General features: G+C 70.9%; 17 protein-coding genes and 2 pseudogenes. 8 read left to right on the top strand and 11 right to left on the bottom strand.

Going from position 1 to position 18,954, the window contains the following annotated elements; genetic code table 11:
- The 5 genes and pseudogenes from J7I97_RS38015 to J7I97_RS00980 form a co-directional block, all read left to right on the top strand.
- Positions 1-253, top strand: a pseudogene (locus J7I97_RS38015) (hypothetical protein); the annotation flags it as partial.
- A 14-nt stretch (positions 254-267) separates the two neighbouring features.
- Positions 268-435 (top strand): hypothetical protein, encoded by a 168-nt coding sequence (locus tag J7I97_RS00995; RefSeq protein ID WP_214930396.1) that lies wholly within the window; start codon positions 268-270, stop codon positions 433-435.
- Between the two features lie 101 nt (positions 436-536).
- Positions 537-989, top strand: a complete 453-nt coding sequence (locus J7I97_RS00990; RefSeq protein WP_214930395.1) for a BlaI/MecI/CopY family transcriptional regulator — start codon at positions 537-539, stop codon at positions 987-989.
- 9 nt (positions 990-998) lie between these two features.
- A complete protein-coding gene (locus J7I97_RS00985; protein WP_214930394.1) occupies positions 999-1,529 on the top strand; it encodes an amino-acid N-acetyltransferase in 531 nt (176 codons plus the stop codon).
- A 166-nt stretch (positions 1,530-1,695) separates the two neighbouring features.
- A complete protein-coding gene (locus tag J7I97_RS00980; RefSeq protein ID WP_214930393.1) occupies positions 1,696-2,034 on the top strand; it encodes an Lsr2 family protein in 339 nt (112 codons plus the stop codon).
- Between the two features lie 21 nt (positions 2,035-2,055).
- Here J7I97_RS00980 and J7I97_RS00975 read toward each other — a convergent pair whose 3' ends face one another.
- Entirely contained in the window at positions 2,056-2,652 is a 597-nt protein-coding gene (locus J7I97_RS00975) for an SCO3374 family protein (RefSeq protein ID WP_214930392.1), read from the bottom strand.
- A gap of 451 nt (positions 2,653-3,103) precedes the next feature.
- Here J7I97_RS00975 and J7I97_RS00970 point away from each other — a divergent pair, with 451 nt between their 5' ends.
- On the top strand, positions 3,104-5,629 hold the full coding sequence (locus J7I97_RS00970; protein WP_214930391.1) for an ATP-dependent Clp protease ATP-binding subunit: 2,526 nt from the start codon (positions 3,104-3,106) through the stop codon (positions 5,627-5,629).
- Positions 5,630-5,700: 71 nt separating this feature from the next.
- Here the strand turns inward: J7I97_RS00970 and J7I97_RS00965 are convergent, their stop codons facing one another.
- Positions 5,701-7,875, bottom strand: coding sequence for an NACHT domain-containing NTPase (locus tag J7I97_RS00965; RefSeq protein ID WP_374195428.1), 2,175 nt, complete (start codon positions 7,873-7,875; stop codon positions 5,701-5,703).
- A gap of 261 nt (positions 7,876-8,136) precedes the next feature.
- Positions 8,137-8,609, bottom strand: a pseudogene (locus J7I97_RS40135) (ATP-binding protein); the annotation flags it as partial.
- 341 nt (positions 8,610-8,950) lie between these two features.
- Between J7I97_RS40135 and J7I97_RS00960 the strand changes: the two are divergent.
- Positions 8,951-9,613: a M23 family metallopeptidase gene (locus J7I97_RS00960; protein ID WP_214930390.1), complete on the top strand. Its 663-nt coding sequence runs from the start codon at positions 8,951-8,953 to the stop codon at positions 9,611-9,613.
- A gap of 33 nt (positions 9,614-9,646) precedes the next feature.
- Here J7I97_RS00960 and J7I97_RS39430 read toward each other — a convergent pair whose 3' ends face one another.
- From J7I97_RS39430 to J7I97_RS00925, 7 genes are all read right to left on the bottom strand, one after another.
- Positions 9,647-11,104, bottom strand: coding sequence for a LamG-like jellyroll fold domain-containing protein (locus tag J7I97_RS39430; protein WP_214930389.1), 1,458 nt, complete (start codon positions 11,102-11,104; stop codon positions 9,647-9,649).
- Between the two features lie 86 nt (positions 11,105-11,190).
- The gene (gene cseC / locus J7I97_RS00950; protein ID WP_214930388.1) at positions 11,191-12,504 is read right to left on the bottom strand and encodes a two-component system sensor histidine kinase CseC; all 1,314 of its coding nucleotides are present in this window, start codon (positions 12,502-12,504) and stop codon (positions 11,191-11,193) included.
- Positions 12,501-13,208: a two-component system response regulator CseB gene (gene cseB / locus J7I97_RS00945; protein WP_214930387.1), complete on the bottom strand. Its 708-nt coding sequence runs from the start codon at positions 13,206-13,208 to the stop codon at positions 12,501-12,503. The genes cseC and cseB overlap by 4 nt, the downstream gene beginning before the upstream one ends.
- 128 nt (positions 13,209-13,336) lie before the next feature.
- Positions 13,337-13,984: a hypothetical protein gene (locus tag J7I97_RS00940; RefSeq protein WP_214930386.1), complete on the bottom strand. Its 648-nt coding sequence runs from the start codon at positions 13,982-13,984 to the stop codon at positions 13,337-13,339.
- 35 nt (positions 13,985-14,019) lie between these two features.
- Positions 14,020-14,580, bottom strand: a complete 561-nt coding sequence (locus tag J7I97_RS00935) for a SigE family RNA polymerase sigma factor (RefSeq protein WP_214930385.1) — start codon at positions 14,578-14,580, stop codon at positions 14,020-14,022.
- Positions 14,581-14,775: 195 nt separating this feature from the next.
- Positions 14,776-15,714 carry an A/G-specific adenine glycosylase gene (locus J7I97_RS00930; RefSeq protein WP_251050205.1) on the bottom strand — a complete coding sequence of 313 codons (939 nt, stop codon included), beginning with the start codon at positions 15,712-15,714 and terminating at the stop codon, positions 14,776-14,778.
- Positions 15,715-15,743: 29 nt separating this feature from the next.
- Positions 15,744-16,352: a phosphatase PAP2 family protein gene (locus tag J7I97_RS00925; RefSeq protein WP_214930384.1), complete on the bottom strand. Its 609-nt coding sequence runs from the start codon at positions 16,350-16,352 to the stop codon at positions 15,744-15,746.
- A gap of 135 nt (positions 16,353-16,487) precedes the next feature.
- On the opposite strand from J7I97_RS00925, the gene J7I97_RS00920 reads away from it, so the two are divergent.
- A complete protein-coding gene (locus J7I97_RS00920) occupies positions 16,488-17,327 on the top strand; it encodes a hypothetical protein (protein ID WP_214930383.1) in 840 nt (279 codons plus the stop codon).
- A 334-nt stretch (positions 17,328-17,661) separates the two neighbouring features.
- Here the strand turns inward: J7I97_RS00920 and disA are convergent, their stop codons facing one another.
- Positions 17,662-18,786 carry a DNA integrity scanning diadenylate cyclase DisA gene (disA, locus tag J7I97_RS00915; protein ID WP_214930382.1) on the bottom strand — a complete coding sequence of 375 codons (1,125 nt, stop codon included), beginning with the start codon at positions 18,784-18,786 and terminating at the stop codon, positions 17,662-17,664.
- Between the last annotated feature and the right edge of the window lie 168 nt (positions 18,787-18,954).

Here is an 18,954-nt window from a genome sequence, read left to right as displayed (position 1 = left end):
CCTGGAGCGCTCCCTGCGGCGCCGGCTGACGACCACCCTTCCCCAGCTGCCGCCGGGGGTGCCCCCGGCCCCCCGGACCCGGCTGCTGGCGCTGGCCGGCGGGCGTGAGGAGGAGCGGCGCCCCGAACCGGGTCCCACCCCGCAGCCCAAGGAGCCGCCGCGCCCCGAGAAGCCCATTCCGACGCCCGGCGAGGTGTTCCCGCCACGCCGCAAGCCCAGCCCGCCCCCGGCGGCCGGCCTCGCCGCCGGGTAGCTACGCTGGGGGGCATGGACTATGTCTCCGCGCTCGTGCCCCCCGTCGTGATGGCCGCGTTCTTCATCGCCCTCGTCGTGACGATCGTGAAGAGCCAGGGCGGCGCCAACAAGGCCAAGGAGGACGCGGCGGTAGACGCCGTGATCGCCCGGGCCGAGGCCGCCCGGCAGCCGCAGAAGTAAGACGCCACTCCCTCTGACTTCGTCCGGGGACTCCGGATTTTGGTGCGCGTTGCCCGGCGAATAGTCGGGCAATTCCCTACATTCCGCACTATCGTGCTGTTGTGCCTCGCCCCTTGGGAGAACTCGAAGACTCGGTCATGACGCGGGTGTGGCAGTGGAACCGCCCGGTCACCGTTCGTGAAGTCCTGGAAGACCTTCAGCAGGAACGGTCCATCGCCTACACCACGGTGATGACCGTTATGGACAATCTTCATCAGAAGGGCTGGGTCCGCCGGGAGGCGGAAGGCCGCGCCTATCGATATACCGCGGTCTCCACCCGCGCCGCCTACTCGGCCGCACTGATGAACGAAGCGTGGTCGACCAGTGACAACCCGGCAGCAGCCCTGGTGGCCTTCTTCGGCATGATGTCCGCGGAACAGCGCGAAGCGCTCCGCGACGCCGTCCGGGTCGTTCAGTACGACGATGAGACCGCCGCGGGCGGGGCAGTCGCCCCGGCCCCGTCGGGCGGCGGTGAAGAGGGCTCCGCCGAGCCCTGGCCCGAGCCGGGGCGATAGCGTCCGGGCATGGGTGACTTTTCCGCTGCACATGCCAAAACAGTGACGATCCGCCGTGCGCGCACCGGTGATGTTCCCGCTCTGCGCCGCCTGCTCGACCAGTACGTGCAGCAGCGGATCCTGCTCGACAAAGCCCCCGTGGTCCTTTACGAGGACATCCAGGAGTTCTGGGTCGCGGAACGCGACAGCGACGGTCAAGTGGTGGGCTGCGGGGCTCTCCACGTCATGTGGGAAGACCTCGCCGAAGTGCGCACTCTCGCCGTCGACCGCGGGTTGAAGGGCGCCGGCGTGGGCCACCTGGTGCTCACGAAGTTGTTGGACACCGCCCGCCGGCTCGGCGTGAGCCGGGTTTTCTGCCTGACCTTCGAAGTCGACTTCTTCGCGAAGCACGGCTTCGTCGAGATCGGGGAGACCCCGGTCGAGACCGATGTGTACATGGAGCTCCTGCGTTCCTATGACGAGGGTGTCGCGGAGTTCCTCGGTCTCGAACGAGTGAAGCCGAACACCTTGGGCAACAGCCGGATGCTTCTGCACCTCTGATCGATCACGGCGGGCTTTTCCCGTGCTCCGCGCACCTGTGACCTATGTCCGAATCGCGCACGTTTCCCGCCCTGTTGTGCTCCTGAACCTCTCACCGGGGGTTTGTGTTTTCCTGGCAAAAGCGGTTTCCTTTCCGCGTACTGCATTTTCGATGAAAGGAAATCCGGTGGCACAGAAGGTTCAGGTCCTTCTTGTCGACGACCTCGACGGTGGCGAGGCGGACGAGACCGTGACGTTCGCTCTGGACGGCAAGACCTACGAGATCGACCTCACCACCGCCAACGCTGAAAAGCTCCGCGGACTGCTCGACCCGTTCACCAAGGGCGGCCGCCGCACCGGTGGCCGTGCCACCACCGGCCGTGCCAAGGGCCGGGCGGCCGCAACGTCCGGTAACCCGGACACCGCCGAGATCCGCGCCTGGGCGAAGGCCCAGGGGATGAGCGTCAACGACCGCGGGCGCGTCCCGCAGGAAATCCGCGAGGCCTACGAGACCGCCAAGGGCTAGGCATGCCACTCCACGGCAGCCTCACCCACGGCGCTCCGTAGGGGGCGTACGCCGACGCAAGCGCGCCCGGTGGCATTCCGTCGCCGCCGCGGCGACCAGGCGTACGAGATCGGGCCCGGCGCTTCCCTGCCGGGGCCCGGCGCCCTGCCCAGGACCGGGCAGGGCCGGCAGAAGTGCCTCACACCCCTGCTCGGGGGGTCGCAGCCACACGGCGGCCCCCCGGGGACTTTCCTCCCGCAGGGGATGCCCAGGCGGCGCCGGGGCGGTGATCCGGCCCCCCGCACCGAGGGCGGCGAGATCCAGGGCCACCCCGCCCCACTCCAGCCAGTCGAGCAGGCCGTCCAGCTCCTCCGCGCTCCCGGCGGCCACCAGAAACCGCATCCTGCGCCCCATGAGCGCGACCGGACCCGTACCGACCGGCCTGCGCAGCAGCTGCCCCCCGGCGTCGCACGGCAGCTCCAGTACGTCGAACCGCGTCCCGGTGACCAGCTGGCCCGGCGGCCCGCCCACGAGGCTCCAGCCGAGCTCCCGCTCGTACCAGGAGACGTACGACTCCTCCGGGCCCTCGGGGGCGACACGGGGCAGTGGAACGGTGACGGGTGCCGCTGTGACAGCCATGACCGGAGCAACTCCCGAATGCCCCGGGGGTTACGCGGCGCATCGGCGTAGATGCGGAAGGTAAACGTCCGTCGGGTGGTGTCCCACATTCGGAGACGGAAGCGTGTTCGCCCTTAGCGGAGGGAACCGGTGTCACCGGCATGGAGTCTCCCTCCTTACGGGTAAGAGATTCCTAGTGGTACGGGGCGACACGCCGATTTGAGCGGCTTCCGTTCGCCATCGGCGTACACGTGTGACGGGTATCTGCCTGGCCTGCGGGAACATCGTCTCGCACCATCGGGTTGGAGCAGTTGTCGGCTCTTCAAGCCGGTTTTCCCTACCGATGTGGGGGTGAGCCGCGGACGGATGTCGGCAGTTGGAATGAGCTGTCCCGCCCCGCGGGACTAGCATGCGGAAGGACAGGGCGGGGACCGACCCCGAACTGCCCGACCGCTCTGAGGAGCGATAAACGATGTTCGAGAGGTTCACCGACCGCGCGCGGCGGGTTGTCGTCCTGGCTCAGGAAGAAGCCCGGATGCTCAACCACAACTACATCGGCACCGAGCACATCCTCCTGGGCTTGATCCACGAGGGTGAGGGTGTCGCCGCTAAGGCCCTGGAGAGCCTCGGGATTTCGCTCGAGGCTGTTCGCCAGCAGGTTGAGGAGATCATCGGTCAGGGGCAGCAGGCCCCGTCCGGCCACATCCCCTTCACCCCGCGGGCGAAGAAGGTCCTGGAGCTTTCGCTCCGAGAGGCCCTCCAGCTCGGCCACAACTACATCGGCACCGAGCACATCCTGCTCGGCCTGATCCGCGAGGGCGAGGGCGTCGCCGCCCAGGTCCTCGTGAAGCTGGGCGCCGATCTCAACCGAGTCAGGCAGCAGGTCATCCAGCTGCTCTCCGGGTACTCCGGAGGCGGCAAGGAGTCGGCCGCCGCCGGCGGCCCGGCCGAGGGTACCCCCTCGACCTCGCTCGTCCTGGACCAGTTCGGCCGCAACCTCACCCAGGCTGCTCGCGAATCCAAGCTCGACCCGGTCATCGGGCGCGAGAAGGAGATCGAGCGGGTCATGCAGGTGCTGTCCCGCCGGACGAAGAACAACCCGGTCCTCATCGGCGAGCCCGGCGTCGGCAAGACCGCCGTCGTCGAGGGCCTGGCCCAGGCGATCGTCAAGGGCGAGGTGCCCGAGACGCTCAAGGACAAGCACCTCTACACCCTGGACCTCGGCGCCCTGGTCGCCGGCTCCCGGTACCGCGGTGACTTCGAGGAGCGCCTCAAGAAGGTGCTGAAGGAGATCCGCACCCGCGGCGACATCATCCTGTTCATCGACGAGCTCCACACCCTCGTGGGTGCGGGCGCCGCCGAGGGCGCGATCGACGCCGCGAGCATTCTCAAGCCCATGCTGGCCCGTGGTGAGCTCCAGACCATCGGTGCCACGACGCTGGACGAGTACCGCAAGCACCTTGAGAAGGACGCGGCCCTTGAGCGCCGCTTCCAGCCGATCCAGGTGGCGGAGCCTTCCCTCCCCCACACGATCGAGATCCTCAAGGGCCTGCGCGACCGCTACGAGGCCCACCACCGCGTCTCCATCACGGACGAGGCCCTCGTGCAGGCGGCCACCCTGGCCGACCGGTACATCTCGGACCGCTTCCTGCCGGACAAGGCGATCGACCTGATCGACGAGGCCGGCTCCCGGATGCGCATCCGCCGGATGACCGCGCCGCCGGACCTCCGCGAGTTCGACGAGAAGATCGCGAACGTGCGTCGCGACAAGGAGTCGGCCATCGACTCCCAGGACTTCGAGAAGGCCGCGTCTCTCCGTGACTCGGAGAAGCAGCTGCTGGCGGCGAAGACCAAGCGCGAGAAGGAATGGAAGGCCGGCGACATGGACGTCGTCGCCGAGGTCGACGGCGAGCTCATCGCCGAAGTCCTCGCGACCGCGACCGGCATTCCCGTCTTCAAGCTCACGGAGGAGGAGTCTTCCCGCCTCCTGCGCATGGAAGACGAGCTCCACAAGCGCGTCATCGGCCAGAAGGACGCCATCAGGGCGCTCTCCCAGGCCATCCGCCGTACCCGTGCGGGTCTCAAGGACCCGAAGCGCCCCGGTGGCTCGTTCATCTTCGCCGGCCCGTCCGGTGTCGGTAAGACCGAGCTCTCCAAGACGCTTGCCGAATTCCTCTTCGGCGACGAGGACGCGCTGATCTCCCTCGACATGTCGGAGTTCAGCGAGAAGCACACGGTTTCCCGCCTCTTCGGTTCGCCCCCCGGCTACGTGGGCTACGAAGAGGGCGGCCAGCTCACCGAGAAGGTGCGCCGGAAGCCGTTCTCCGTCGTCCTCTTCGACGAGGTCGAGAAGGCCCACCCGGATATCTTCAATTCCCTTCTCCAGATCCTGGAGGACGGTCGCCTGACCGACTCCCAGGGCCGGGTCGTGGACTTCAAGAACACGGTCATCATCATGACGACCAACCTGGGTACGCGGGACATCTCCAAGGGCTTCAACCTGGGCTTCGCGGCCCAGGGTGACGTCAAGACCGGCTACGACCGGATGAAGGCGAAGGTCAACGAAGAGCTCAAGCAGCACTTCCGGCCCGAGTTCCTGAACCGTGTCGACGACACGGTCGTCTTCCACCAGCTCAGCCAGGAAGACATCATCCAGATCGTCGACCTGATGATCGCCAAGGTGGACGAGCGCCTCAAGGACCGCGACATGGGCATCGAGCTCAGCGGTGACGCGAAGCAGCTCCTGGCCAAGCGCGGCTACGACCCGATCATGGGTGCACGCCCGCTGCGCCGGACCATCCAGCGCGAGATCGAGGACATGCTGTCGGAGAAGATCCTCTTCGGCGAGCTGCGCCCCGGTCACATCGTGGTCGTCGGCGTGGAGGGTGAGGGCGAAGCCGCCAAGTTCACCTTCCGCGGCGAGGAGAAGTCGGCCCTGCCGGACCTCCCCCCGATCGAGGCGACGGGCTCCGGCCCGGACCTGTCCAAGGGCGCGTAAGCAGTAGCTGTGCAAAAGGGGCGGCCCCGGAACCACAAGGTTCCGGGGCCGCCCCTTTTCCGGCCACGGCACTAGAGCTGGTTGGCGTTGGGGAAGTGGTTGGCGAGCCGCCAGGGGTGCGCGCGGACCGCGCTGCCGTCCGGGGCGGTGAGGTCCAGGGAAAGCACGGAGGGCATGTACAGCGAGCGCGGGATCACGTCGAGGGCCGAGGCCGGCAGGGTCAGGAGTTCCAGGCGCTTCAGATGCCCGATGGCCTCCCAGTCCGCCAGGCTCGGGGCATGGCCGAGGGAGAGCTCCCTCAGCTCGCGATGGCTGCTGAGGCCGTCCAGGGACGGCGGGGCCTGGCCGAGGCGCAGCTCGTGCAGGGAGACGCCGGGGTCGAGGTCGTCCAGGGACCAGTCGTAGTGGCCGCGCAGGGTGAGCGCTCTCAGGTGGCGCCAGCTGCGCGTGACCGCCCCCACCGGCAGCCGGCGGGCCAGGGTGAGGCCGGCCCGTTCGACGGGCAGTCCGGTGAGCCCGCGGAGGTCCTGGAGCTCCGTGCACTGGCTGATGAAAAGCGTGCGCAGCGCGTTCTGCCCGCGCAGGAGACCCACGTCCGCCAGCGTCGCGAGCTCGTTCAGGCTCAGTTCTTCGACCTGGACCTGCCGCAGGTAGCCGGCCAGAGCCTCGTACGACAGCCCACCGGTGGCGTGGACGAGCCTTTGCGGGGCGAAATCGCCCAGGGCCTCCAGCCGGGCGTCCGAGGAGACGGCGAGCGGCTCCGGCGGCGGATCGATGTGGGCGATGACCTCCTCGGCGTACTGCCGGGGGTCGAACAGCACCCACAGCGATCCGAGGAGCGAGCGCACCGCCGGTGACGGATGGCGGCAGTAGCGGGCGAGGAAGGGGATGGCGCGGTCCGAGTTCACCTGGGCGGCGGTGGTGAGGACGTACATGGGGTCCGTGTCGCTGCCGAGCTCCCCGGGCCCCGGCAGCAGTTCCAGGACGAGTGGCCCCACCCGCGCCAGCTCGCTCGCCGCATCGGCGCTCGTGGGCGGGATGAGCCGGCCCGCGGCCGTTTCCACCGCGTCGCGCAGCCCGGGGTCCAGTTCCGCCGCGTACTCCAGGGAAGCCAGAGCGAGCAGTACGCCGCGGTTGGAGCCGCGGGCCAGGAGGTCCCGGATCAGTTCCTCCCGCTCCCGGGGCCGGCCCTGGGCCACTGCCATGCGGATGACGTCCTCCCACTGGTCGTCCTCGGCGTTCCCGGCCAATTCGCCGAAGCTCCCTTCGTCCAGGGCCGCGCGGGCCCCCAGGAAGTCCTGGAAGGTGCGGTGGACGAACTCGAGCGTGTCCTCCGTGGGTGCCCGCAGTAGCCCGGTGCGCTCCAGGAAGTGCCGCAGGACGGCCGGGGCCTCACCCAGGACCTGCGCGGTGGGTACGGACGGCAGGGCCTTCGCGACGAGCGCCTCGGCCTGCGCCTGCTCCAGCTCGGTGCGGGCGTTGCGGATCAGCCAGTACGCGAGCCGCTGGAGCAGTTGGAGCTGTGGCTCCTCGGCGAGCTCCGGCAGGCGCATGTCCCGCTCCTTGTCGCGGCGGTACAGGAGCATCGACAGCGCCGCCGTGTACAGCTCCTTCCGGCCGGACGGCAGGAAGCCCCGCCGCTCCCGGTGCAGGGCGCAGATCATCCCGCACAGCAGCGGGTTCGTCGCCAGCCGCCCCAGGTCCGGCTTGGTACGCACAGATGCCAGCAGCTCGTCCCGGGCCCCGTCGTCCCCTCCGGCGGCCGCGTGCCAGCGCTCGATGAACCCGGCGACCTCGGCCCGGTTCATGGGGGAGAGCGTCAGCTCCTCGAAGTCCTCGCCGGTGAGCCAGTTCTGCCGCACGGCCGAGGGCCGGGAGGTCACCAGCCAGCGGTTGCCCGGGTAGGCGGCGAGCAGATCGGTGAGCCAGGCACGGGCCAGGGACCGTTCTGCCTTGGGGATCTCGTCGAGGCCGTCCACGAGCATCAGCGCGCGCCCCTCGCGCAGGACCCGCCCCTCCCAGCCCTCGGGCTGCTCCCCGGCCAGCGGGGAGCCCACGGCCGCGAGGAAGTCCCGGGGTGCGGGCAGCCGCTCCCCGTGGCGGGTGAGGGTGCGCAGGGGGAGGACGTAGGGGATGCGGCCGCCCTGTTCGCCGCGGGCGGCCGAGACGGCGAGCCATTGGATCAGCGTGGTCTTCCCGGATCCCGCCTCGCCGCGCAGCAGGGCCCGCTCGTTGCGGGTGAGCACCTCGTCGGCCGGGCCGGCCGTGAAGCCGTGCCGGAGGGACGCCGCCTCCAGGCTGATGTACGCCACGTCCAGCGGCCACCGCGCCGAGCCCGGGGCCAGGTCCAGGCCGAAGATGGTCAGGGTGCTGTGTCGCTGGGCGATGTAGTCCAGGTAGGTCCGCTCGAAGGCGGCGTCCCGGCCGTCCTGGCGGGGGATCCGGGTCAGCAGTGCGTCGATCTTGGCGATCGTCTCGGCGTGCAGTCGGGACTGCTCGACCAGGGTCGCCGGGATGAAGGTGGAGCGCTGCGTGAAGAAGTTCAGCATGTGCAGGCAGGTCAGCTCCAGCAGGCCGCCGTAGAAGAGCTCCGCGTCCTGGCCCAGGCCCAGGTACGGCGCTGCCGCGCGGAGCTGCCGGGCGAAGGCCTCCGGACCCAGCCGGACGGCCTCCAGGTCGGTCAGGGTCACGTCCCCCAGGGCGTGCAGGGTGGCGGCCAGGGCGGCCGCCACGCCCGCCTCCTCGCCCGGCGGGAGTGGGCGCTCGCCGGGGCCCGTAACGCCTCCTCGACCAGGCGGTCGGCGAGTTTGCGCAGGTCCGGGCCGTCCAGGACGCGTTTCTCGCGCAGGGAGACGTAGGAGCTGATGCGCACCGGGTGGTCCACCAGGCCCGCGCCCGCGCCCTCTCCCCGGAGGAGTTTCTTGATCAGGGGGGTCAGAACCCCCGAAGCCAGCCGGATCCCCGCCACCGATGCGTCCATGATTCGGGAGCGTAGTTCTGGGCACGCGGGGTTGCAGGGCTTTGGTCCCCAAGGGGTCGGTGAAGGTCCCGCATCGGTGACAAGCCGCACAGGACAAATTGGACCTACTAGAACCTTTCGTAGATCCATGTGTCCGCTTTGACCCGCCATCACCGCAGTTGGGGGCGGGTCAATCGTGTGCGTCACTTTTGCCGCTTCTACGAGACCGGGTAGTAAAAGGGAGGTTTGGGGAAGTCCGGGGACACGGGTTACCAAGGTTGGGCAAGCCCGGCACTCGCATTCGGCGTGCCGGGTCGCTTATTGCCCGCACCGTCCTTGTCCCCGGCCCCGGAGGTCTCCGCATGTCCGCGAAGCGCGTCAGCACCCGTCGTACCCGTATCGCCCTCGTCGCCACCGGTCTCGGTGCGGTGCTGGCACTCGGGGCCGGCACGACCGCCGCCTTCGCCGCCGAGACCCCGACCGCGCTCACCGGCACCGCCGACCTGGTCGCGGCTCAGGCCGCCGCTCAGGCCGCCCAGGCCGCCAAGGCCGCTCAGGCCGCCAAGGCCGCTCAGGCCGACGCCAAGGCCGCCGCCGGGAAGGCCGTGCTGTGGGCCAAGCCGGTCACCCAGTACACGCTCTCCGCCACCTTCGGCAAGGGTGGCACCATGTGGTCCCACAAGCACTCCGGCCAGGACTTCGCCGTCCCGGTCGGCACCGCGGTCCACGCCGCGAGCGCCGGTGTGGTCGTCAAGGCCGGCCCCAACGGCGGCGGTGACGGCCCGGCGTACGGCAACGCCATCGTGATCAAGCACGCGAACAACACGTACTCCCAGTACGCGCACCTCTCGCAGATCAAGGTCGCCATCGGCCAGAAGGTCGCGAAGAACCAGCTGATCGCCCTGTCCGGCAACACCGGCAACTCCAGCGGTCCGCACCTCCACTTCGAGATCCGGACCACCCCGAACTACGGCTCGGCCGTCAACCCGGTGGCGTTCCTGCGCAGCGCCGGCGTCACCGTCTAAGGCCCCTCTGAGGGCCGGTGCGGCCCTGGCCGGTCAGATGATCACCCAGGAGTGCGTCGCCTTCATCGACGCGTCGGACTTGCCCTTCGCCTGAGCGGCGGCAAGCTCCGGCGTGAAGGCCGCCCCGTAGGTCCGGACGTTGTTCAGGGACCCACGCCAGGCGCCGGTCCACTTGCCCTCGTGGCGGGCCCGGCCCAGCTGGAGCGGGCCGGGGGCCGCCCAGATGCCGGAGACCTCGGTCTCGCCGGCCTTCTTCCCCTGTACGTAGAGGGTGATCGTCTTCTTCTCGGCGTCGTAGGACCCCGTGAGGGTCGTCGAGTCGCGCAGCGTCTTGACGCCCTCGGCGGCGACGGTCTTCGTGGTCGAGGCGGCGCCCTTGTCGCCCGTCTGTACGCGGAACACCCAGGCCTGCTTGCCGTTCACGTCGTCCAGGCCCAGCTCGAACGAGAACGAGCTGCCGTCGCCCTGGCTGACGGCCATCCGCGGGCCCTTGGTACCGGTGTTGTAGACGCGGGCCGACACGGTGAAGCTCTTGGACACGTCCACGGCCGGCGCGGTCGCCTGGGCGTAGGAGTTCGCGGTGCCCTTGAGGCGGAGCTCGTAGCGCTTGCCCGCCACCGGGGCGACGGAGGCGTCGGACGACATCTTGATGTTGACGCCGGTCTTGTCGGTCCGGTCGCGGAGCATGGTCTTGTCGCCCTCGACCGTGGGCGTCTTGTCCACCGGCGGCTTGGACGGGCTGCCGGTGCCGGTGCCGGGGCTGGGCGAAGCGGAGGCGGCGGGCTTGTCGTCCGCCTCGTTCTGCTTTCCGTCGTCGCCGCGGTTCAGGAAGAAGAACGTTCCGCCGCCCGCCAGCAGTGCCAGTACGGTCACCCCGCCGCCCAGCATCCACAGCCGCTTCTTGCGCCGCTCGGCCGCCGAGCGGTCCGCCATCGCCTCCCAGTCGGGCTGGGGGGAGAGGGGGAACATCTGCTGATCCGGGTGGGGCGGCTGGTCGGAGTACGCCGGGGGCCACTCCGCCCCGGGCATTCCGGGCTGTCCCGGCATCCCGGGCTGGCCGGAGTCCTGGGGGTACGCGTGCGGCTGTCCCGGCGCCCCCGGCATTCCGGGCTGGCCCGGCTCCTGCGGGTACCCGTAAGGCTGCCCCGGGCCTCCCGCGTCCTGCGGGTATCCCTGAGGCTGGCCCGGGCCTCCCGCGTCCTGCGGGTATCCCTGAGGCTGCCCCGGGGCCCCCGCGTCCTGCGGGTACGCGTGCGGCTGGCCCGGTGTTCCCGGCTGGCCGGGAGGCGTCGGCGCCCCCGGCGTCCCGGGCCGGCCCGCGTCCTGCGGGCCCGGGGTCGCCGGGTCCTGCTGGTACGGGTTCGGCCGGCCCGGCTGCGGGTAGCCGTAGCTGCCGCCCACGCGCGGGTCTGCCGGGAAGCCGTAGCCGCCGCTCCCGGGGGCGGGCTGCTCGGGCTGCGGGTTACTCGGGGGACTTGTGCCGTCGGACATGCCAGGGATGCTAAGTCACCGGATGCCCGTGCGAACCACCAGGTCCCGATCCGGCTACTCCGCCGGGCGGCCGGCCCGCCGCCGGTTCACCCCGGCAGCGTGATGACCGGGAAGCTCCCCGTCGCCGTCGGAGCGTGTTCCGGCAGCCAGAGCACCGCCACCGCCCCCGCCGCCGCGCCCTCCCCCACCGCGCCGCCCGGCCCCGCCACATTGCGGAACGTCAGCCGGGCGCCCAGCACCCGCGCCTGCCCCTCCGCGATGGTCAGGCCCAGCCCGTGCCCCACGCCCGCGCGGTCCGTCGACCCGGTCCGGAACCGGCTCGGCCCCTCGCGCAGCAGCGCCTCCGGGAAGCCCGGCCCGTGGTCCCGGACGCGTACGACCCGGCCCTCCACGTCGACCTGGACCGGCGCCTGCCCGTACCGCGCGGCATTGGCCAGCAGGTTCCCCAGGATCCGCTCCAGCCGTCGCGGGTCGGTGCTGACGATCTCGTCCGCGACGACCCGTACCGACGCCTCCGGCATCAGGGAGGTCACCCGACGGCTCACGAACTCGCCCAGCGCCACGTCCTGGAGCTCGGCCCGCTCCGAAGCGCTGTCGAGCCGGGCCACCTCCAGCACGTCCTCGACCAGCGCCCGCATCGCCTGCGCCCGGTCCCGCACCAGCTCGGTCGGCCGCCCCGGAGGCAGTAGTTCCGCCGCTGTCAGCAGGCCCGTCACGGGGGTACGCAGCTCGTGCGCGATGTCCGCGGTCACCCGCCGCTCGGCCTCCAGCCGCCGCTGGAGCGCGTCGGCCATGGCGTCCACCGCCCGCGCCAGGTCGTCCGTCTCGTCCCGTACGACACCGCCCACCGCGTCCCGCACCCGTACGTCGGGATCCCCGTGCGCCACCCGCTGCGCGGCGGCCGCCGCCTTGCGCAGCCGGCGCGAGATCTGCCCGCCGATGAGCACGCCGAGCGCCGCCCCGCCGATCACCACGGTCAGCGAGCCGATCACCAGGGCCCGGTCCAGGTCGCGCATCACCTTCGCGTTCTCCCTGAACTGCGAGTGCAGTGACACCACCTGGCCGTTGCCGACGGGAACGGCGGCCCACACCTCGGGCAGCCCCTTCGGGTTCTCCTGGACGTAGGTCCCGCGCCGCCCGGACTGCGCCTTCCGCCACAGCTCGGTGGGCACGTCGGGGTCGTTGACCTTGACGTTCATGGGCAGCTTGCGCCCGGCCTCGGCGTAGCGGGACAGGAACTGCACGTTGTCCAGTTGCGAGTCGCGCGCGCTCTCCAGCATCGACACCCGGGCAGCGCTGTGCACCACCAGGCTCAGCGCGACCGCGATGAGTGCGCCCACGGCGGCGACGGCGAGCGTGATCTTCCAGCGGATCCCGGTGCGGAGGGTGAAGCTCCTCATGGTTTGAGCTTGTATCCGAAGCCCCGGACCGTTTCGATCCGGTCCTGCCCGATCTTGGTGCGCAGCCGCTGGACGTGGACGTCCACGACGCGGGTGTCGCCGCCCCAGTCGTAGTCCCAGACCCGCTCCAGCAGGCGGTCGCGCGACAGGACGGTGCCGGGCGCGGAGGAGAACTCCAGCAGCAGCCGCATCTCGGTGGGCGTCAGCGCGACCGGGGCGCCCGACTTCAGCACCTCCATGCCCTCGGTGTCGACCTCCAGGTCGCCGAAGCTCAGCACCCCGCGCGCGCCGGGCCCGTCCTCGTCGGCCGGCGAGCCGCCGTTGGGGCCGCCCGCGTGCCCGAAGCGGCGCAGCACGGCGCGGATCCGGGCGACGAGCACCGAGCCGTCGAAGGGTTTGGTGACGTAGTCGTCGGCGCCGGCCTCAAGGCCGAGCACCACGTCGATGGAGTCGGCGCGCGCCGACAGCATGATCACCGGGACGGTGGACTCGTCGCGGATCCGGCGGCACAGGCTGACGCCGTCCATGCCGGGGACCATCACGTCGAGCAGTGCGATGTCGGGCCGGTCGGCCCGGAAGGACTCCAGGCCGGACAGTCCGTCGGGCATGGCGGTGACCACGAACCCGTCGCGCTCCAGCGCCAGGGTCGTGGCCTCGCGGATGACGTCGTCGTCTTCCACAAACAGCACATGGGTCTCGGCCATGCCCAGCCTCGCTTCGGTTCTTCTGTACGGCGGTTCTGCGGTGGGTCGTGCGTCGGTCGTGCATCGGTGATGCGTAGGTCATGCGTAGGTCATGCGTACGTCGTGCGTCGGCCGTGCGCCGTTCCGGGTCAGCTCTTCGGCGTGACGGCCGGCGCGGGCTGGCCCCCGTCGACGACATTGCTGTACTCGGTGTACACGCGGTCCTGCTCGGTGAACTTCTCCCCGACCCAGCGATACCTGATGACGTCTTCGCCGGACGGGTACGACGGCGCGTCGCTCTTCGCGTAGACCGGCTTGGTGAGCACCAGATCGCCCCGGTCGATCTCCGCGTAGACGGGCGGCTGCTCGTCCGAGAACACATTCTCGTACTTGCCGCCGAGCGCCCGGTACACGTACGAGCCCCGCCCCAGCGCGTCGGCGCACGACAGCACGTTGACCACGATGTCGACGACAGCGCCGCCGGTGACCTTCCCGTAGCTGACGTCGACCGGGTACTCCTTGCCCGAGCAGGGCTTGAGGTCCCGCTTGATCTCGGCGCTGACCTTGGGGTCCGCCTTCAGCAGCGCGATCGGGTCGACCTTCCGGATCGGCGGGCCCGAAGCGGCGGCGGAGGAACTGCCGGCGCCGGGTGACGCGTGGGGCTCGGCGGCGGGCGGGCCGGTCTTGGCCACGGACTCGGTGCGGGCGGGCCCGCCGTCGCGCAGTCCGGTGCCTCCGGAGGAGCAGCCGGCCGCGAACAGCACAGTGCCGACGAGGACGACCGTCCCCGTCGACATCAGCACCACCGAACTTCTGCCGTTCAGATGGCCAGTCAGGCCGCGCACCGCTCCCGCCCCTCGTAACGGATGGTGTGGTCACCGCGTTCCAGCGCACGCATGTCCAGGTCCCGGCTCTCCAGCTCCTGCCGGAGCCGGGCCAGTGCGCGGTGCAGAGTGCTCTTCACGGTTCCCGCCGACATGCCGAGCGCCGCGGCCGTCTCCTCGGTGCTCATCTGCTCCCAGTGTCGCAGCACCACCACGCTGCGCTGCTTGGGCGCGAGCACCTTGAGGATGTCCATGAGCAGCGCGCGGTCGGCGCGCTGGTCGGAGCCGTCCTCGACGGAGGCGTCCGGGAGCTGCTCGGTCGGGACCTCTTCGAGCTTGCGGGCGCGCCACCACTCGGTGCGGGTGTTGATCATGACCCGGCGCAGGTAGGCGTCGGCCAGGGACTTGTCGGCGATGCCGTCCCAGCGGCCGTAGGTGCGGACGAGGGCGGTCTGCAGGAGGTCCTGCGCGTCGGTCGGGTCCGGGACGAGGCGCCGAGCACTGCGCAGCAGCGCGTCCTGCCGAGTGCGTACGTAGTCCTCGAACTCGAGTACCTCGCCGTGCGCCATCTCAGACCGCCTCCGTTCCGTCCAACCGCTCATCCGCTGTCTTACGGATTCGAAGGTACGGAGGCGTTGTCACGGAGCTGTGCGGGCCAGCCTTCGGCGGACGCACGGACACCCATAGGTTGTGTAACGGAGCCGTGAGCTGGGGTTTCACCCTCACAAACGGAATGGTTGAGTCCGCAATCGATCCGCGGCGGATCAGCTTTGGGGAAGGCGGTACATCCCCTGCGCGAGCGGCTCCACCAGCCCGTCGGAGACCAGCCCGTCCAGTGCCCGGGCCCGCTGCACCGGCTCGTCCCAGACCGTGTCGAGCACCGACTGCGGAACCGGCCCGACCGCCTCCCGGAGCACCGCGAGGAGTCTGCCCCGCACCTGCCGGTCGGTCCCGGCGTACGTCTGCCCGCGCCGCGGCGGCCCGTCGTGCGCCGGCTTCCCGGCCAGCCGCCACGCGCACAGCCCGGCCACCGGGCAGCGGGCGCAGTCGGGGCTCTTGGCCGTGCACACCAGGGCGCCGAGCTCCATGGAGGCCGCCGCCCAGCGGGCCGCGGTGTTCTCGTCCTCGGGCAGCAGGGCCCGGGCCAGGCGCCGCTCGGCCGCGGTGGTGGCGTTCGGCGGGTACTCGACCCCGGTGGCGGTGCGCGCGAAGACCCGGCGGACGTTGGTGTCGAGCACCGCGTGCCGCTGCCCGTAGGCGAAGGAGGCCACGGCCGCCGCGGTGTACTCGCCGATGCCGGGCAGCGCCAGCAGCTGTGCGTGCTCCCGCGGTACGTCGCCCCCGTGCCGTTCCGTTATGGCGACGGCCGCGCCGTGCAGGCGCAGTGCCCGGCGGGGGTAGCCGAGCCGCCCCCAGGCCCGGACGGCCTCGCCGGGGGCGTCGGCGGCCAGGTCGGCGGGCCGGGGCCACCGGGCGAGCCACTGCTCGTACACCGGCAGGACCCGGTTGACCGGGGTCTGCTGGAGCATGAACTCGCTGACCATGACCCCCCAGGGGCCGGCGTCGGGGCGGCGCCAGGGCAGGTCGCGGGCGTGTTCGTCGAACCACGCGATGACGGGGGAGTGCAGCGCGTGGTCCGCCCCGTCAACGGGGGAAGCGGGGGAGGCGGGCGATGGCGAGGGGGATACGGATGATGCAGTCATGGCAGACGGCATCCTGGCATGTTTCGGGGTCAGCTCGCGGAGCCCGGACCGGTGAACCAGACGGCGCCGCGGCTCCCGCTCGCCCGCATGGCGGCTGTGATCGTACTAATCGGACCGGTGAGCACGACCATCACGAGGGCGGCCAGCGCCCCGCCCAGCAACAGGCCCGTCGCCACGTCGTGCGGGTAATGCACCCCGACGAAGACCCGGGAGAAGGCCATCAACAGCGCGAGCGGCACGGTCAGCAGCGCGAGCCGCCGTACGGCCAGGGCCAGCGCGACGGCGGCGGCGCCGGCGATGGCCGCGTGATTACTGGGGAAGGACCAGTCACCGACCGGGGGACACGGCACCAGTGAGGCCGCCGCGCCCGCCACGGCCCGGCAGGGGCGCTCCTCGTCCACGGTGGACTTCGCGACCTCCGAGGCGACGTACGCCACGGCCGTGGCCAGCGGCGCGAGAACGGCGAGCGCCACCGCGCGAGGGCTCTGCGTGGTGCGCGAACGCCACCACACGGCTATGAACAGCAGACCGAAGAGCAGCAGCCCGTACTCCGTCCATTCCTCGAAGGCCGATTGCACCCATGTGGGTGTGCGGTGGGCGAAATCGGTGATGTCTCGATAGAGACCGGAGCTGTCCATGGTCACCGACAGTACTTAAAGCGGAATGGCCGCCGCGTACGGGTGTCCTCCCGCAGGATGATCATCGGCAAAACAAGCAAGGTGCGCGGCATGGGGGGCACGGATCAGGGCGGGAACTCTCGTAAAGTTCCGTCCGTGGGATCTCTGCGCAATCCGGTCGGGCCGCTCCCCTCCTCCATCTACTGGCGACGGAGGGTCGTGCTGGCGTCCGTTGTCGCGCTCCTCGCGCTCCTCGCCGTATGGACCGTCAGTTCCGGTGGGGCGAAGACGAGTACGAACGGCAAGGGCGAGCGCGGGCCCGATCCCGTCACGTCCATCACCCCGGGTCCGTCCGGGTCGGGGCCGGCGATCAGTCAGGCCCCGGGCGGCCGCGGGGAGTCGGGCGCGGGCAAGAACGGCGAACCGGGCGGCGGTTCCGCTTCCGCCGACGAATCCGGTTCCGGTTCCGGTTCCGGTTCAGATTCAGGCTCCGGCTCCGGCTCGGACTCCGGGAGCGGCGGCACCGGCGGCTCCGACGGCTCCGGCGGCTCCGGCGGCCCGGCCCCCCAGGTCCCGGCGGACTCCCCCCTCCCCACGTGCGCCCCGAGCGCGCTGCAGTGGGAGGTCAAGAGCGCGAAGAACGAGTACGAGGCGAACGAGAAGCCGCGCCTCGAACTGGTCGCCCGCAATGAGTCCGGTACGACGTGCAAGGTCGGCCTCGGCCCGAAGCAGGCGGTCGTGACGATCCTTCAGGCGACGACCAGCAAGGCGGTGTGGTCCTCGGCGGACTGCCCGACGGGCGCGGCGAACGTCTTCTTCCGCGTGGCGGCGAAGAGCGAGACGAAGCAGACCCTGGAGTGGGACCGCAAGCCGAGCGCCCCCGACCAGTGCCAGTCGCCTCCGGCGGGAGTCGCGGCTCCGGACACCTACGTGGTCGAGGCCAAGTCCCCGGGCATGCCGGTCGCCCGAACCTCGTTCGTCCTGAAGCAGGACTAACCCAGCCTCGCCGACGCAACGGCACCACCCAGCCTCGCCGGCGAAGCGGCACCACCCAGCCTCGCCGGCGAAGCGGCACCACCCAGCCTCGCCGGCGTTTGAGGCGCGGGGTCTGGGGCGGAGCCCCAGGGGCTTTCAGCCTCGCCGGCGTTTGAGGCGCGGGTCCGGGCGGCGCCCGGGGAACGGTGGAAGGGCGGGTAGGGGACGACCCCGCGCAGCGGCAACCAGCAGCGGCGCGTCAGGCCGAAGCCCAGTCCCGGCAGCGGCAGCGGAACCGGCGCGTCAGGCCGAAACCCAGTCCCGGCAGCGGCAGCGGAACCGGCCAGACCGTCGGCTAGACGTACCGCTCCAGGATCGACGACTCCGCCAACCGCGACAGCCCCTCGCGCACGCTCCGCGCCCGGGCCTCGCCGACGCCCTCCACCGCCTGCAGATCGTCCACACTCGCTGCCAGCAGCTTCTGCAGGCCCCCGAAGTGCTCCACGAGCCGCTCGATGATGGCCCCCGGCAGCCGGGGAACCTTCGCCAGCAGCCGGTAGCCCCGCGGGGACACCGCCGAGTCCAGCGTCTCCGGCGAGCCCGTGTACCCCAGCGCCTTCGCCACGATGGCCAGTTCCAGCAGCTCCGGATGCGTCAGCGCGTCCAGCGCCGGCAGCGCCTCGTCCACCGTGCGGGAACGCTTCGCCGTAGGCTCCGGAACGTAGTCCCGGATCACCAGCTCCCGCTCCTGCTCGATCCCGACCGTCAGCTCGTCCAGCTGAAGCGACAGCAGCCGCCCGTCCGTACCCAGCTCGACCACGTACTCCGCGATCTCGGTCGCGATCCGGCGGACCATTTCCAGCCGCTGCGCGACCGCCGTCACATCGCGCACGGTGACCAGGTCCTCGATCTCCAGCGCGGACAGCGTCCCGGCGACCTCGTCCAGCCGCAGCTTGTACCGCTCCAGCGTCGCCAGCGCCTGGTTGGCCCGCGACAGGATCGCCCCGGACTCCTCCAGGACCCGCCGCTCGCCGTCCACGTACAGCGCGATCAGCCGCATCGACTGCGACACCGACACCACGGGGAACCCGCACTGCTTCGAGACACGGTCCGCGGTCCGGTGCCGGGTGCCCGTCTCCTCCGTCGGGATCGACGCGTCCGGCACCAGCTGCACACCGGCCCGCAGGATCTTGGTGATGTCCTTGTCGAGGATGAGTGCGCCGTCGAGCTTGCACAGCTCGCGTAGCCGGGTCGCGGTGAACTCCACGTCCAGGACGAAGCCGCCCGTGCACATCGACTCGACGCTCTTGTCCATCCCGAGGACGATCAGGCCGCCGGTGTTGCCTCGAACGATCCGCTCCAGACCGTCACGCAGGGGCTGACCCGGTGCGACCGCGCTCAGCGAGGCGCGCATCATGGCCTCCTGCTTGGAGCTCGCGCCCGACTTGCCGGATGCTGCTGCCCCGTCCTTGGCTGCCACTGCACTCCTCCGGTCGCGGTTCCGCCGCCCAGCGCCGCGGGCACGAGGACGTGCGTACGGCCGGGCGGACCAGCCCAAAGTCTACCGGCGCGCGCTGCGGCCCCGCCGTGGCTTGGCCAGCCGGCCCGCCAGGGGACCCCGTACGGGCCCCCTGACCAGCGACTCCGC

It is taken from the genome of Streptomyces sp. ISL-87 (assembly GCF_018614095.1).
Classification (GTDB): domain Bacteria; phylum Actinomycetota; class Actinomycetes; order Streptomycetales; family Streptomycetaceae; genus Streptomyces.
The sequence above is the reverse complement of the archived record's forward strand: the minus strand, read 5'-3'. Positions and strand labels throughout refer to the sequence as shown.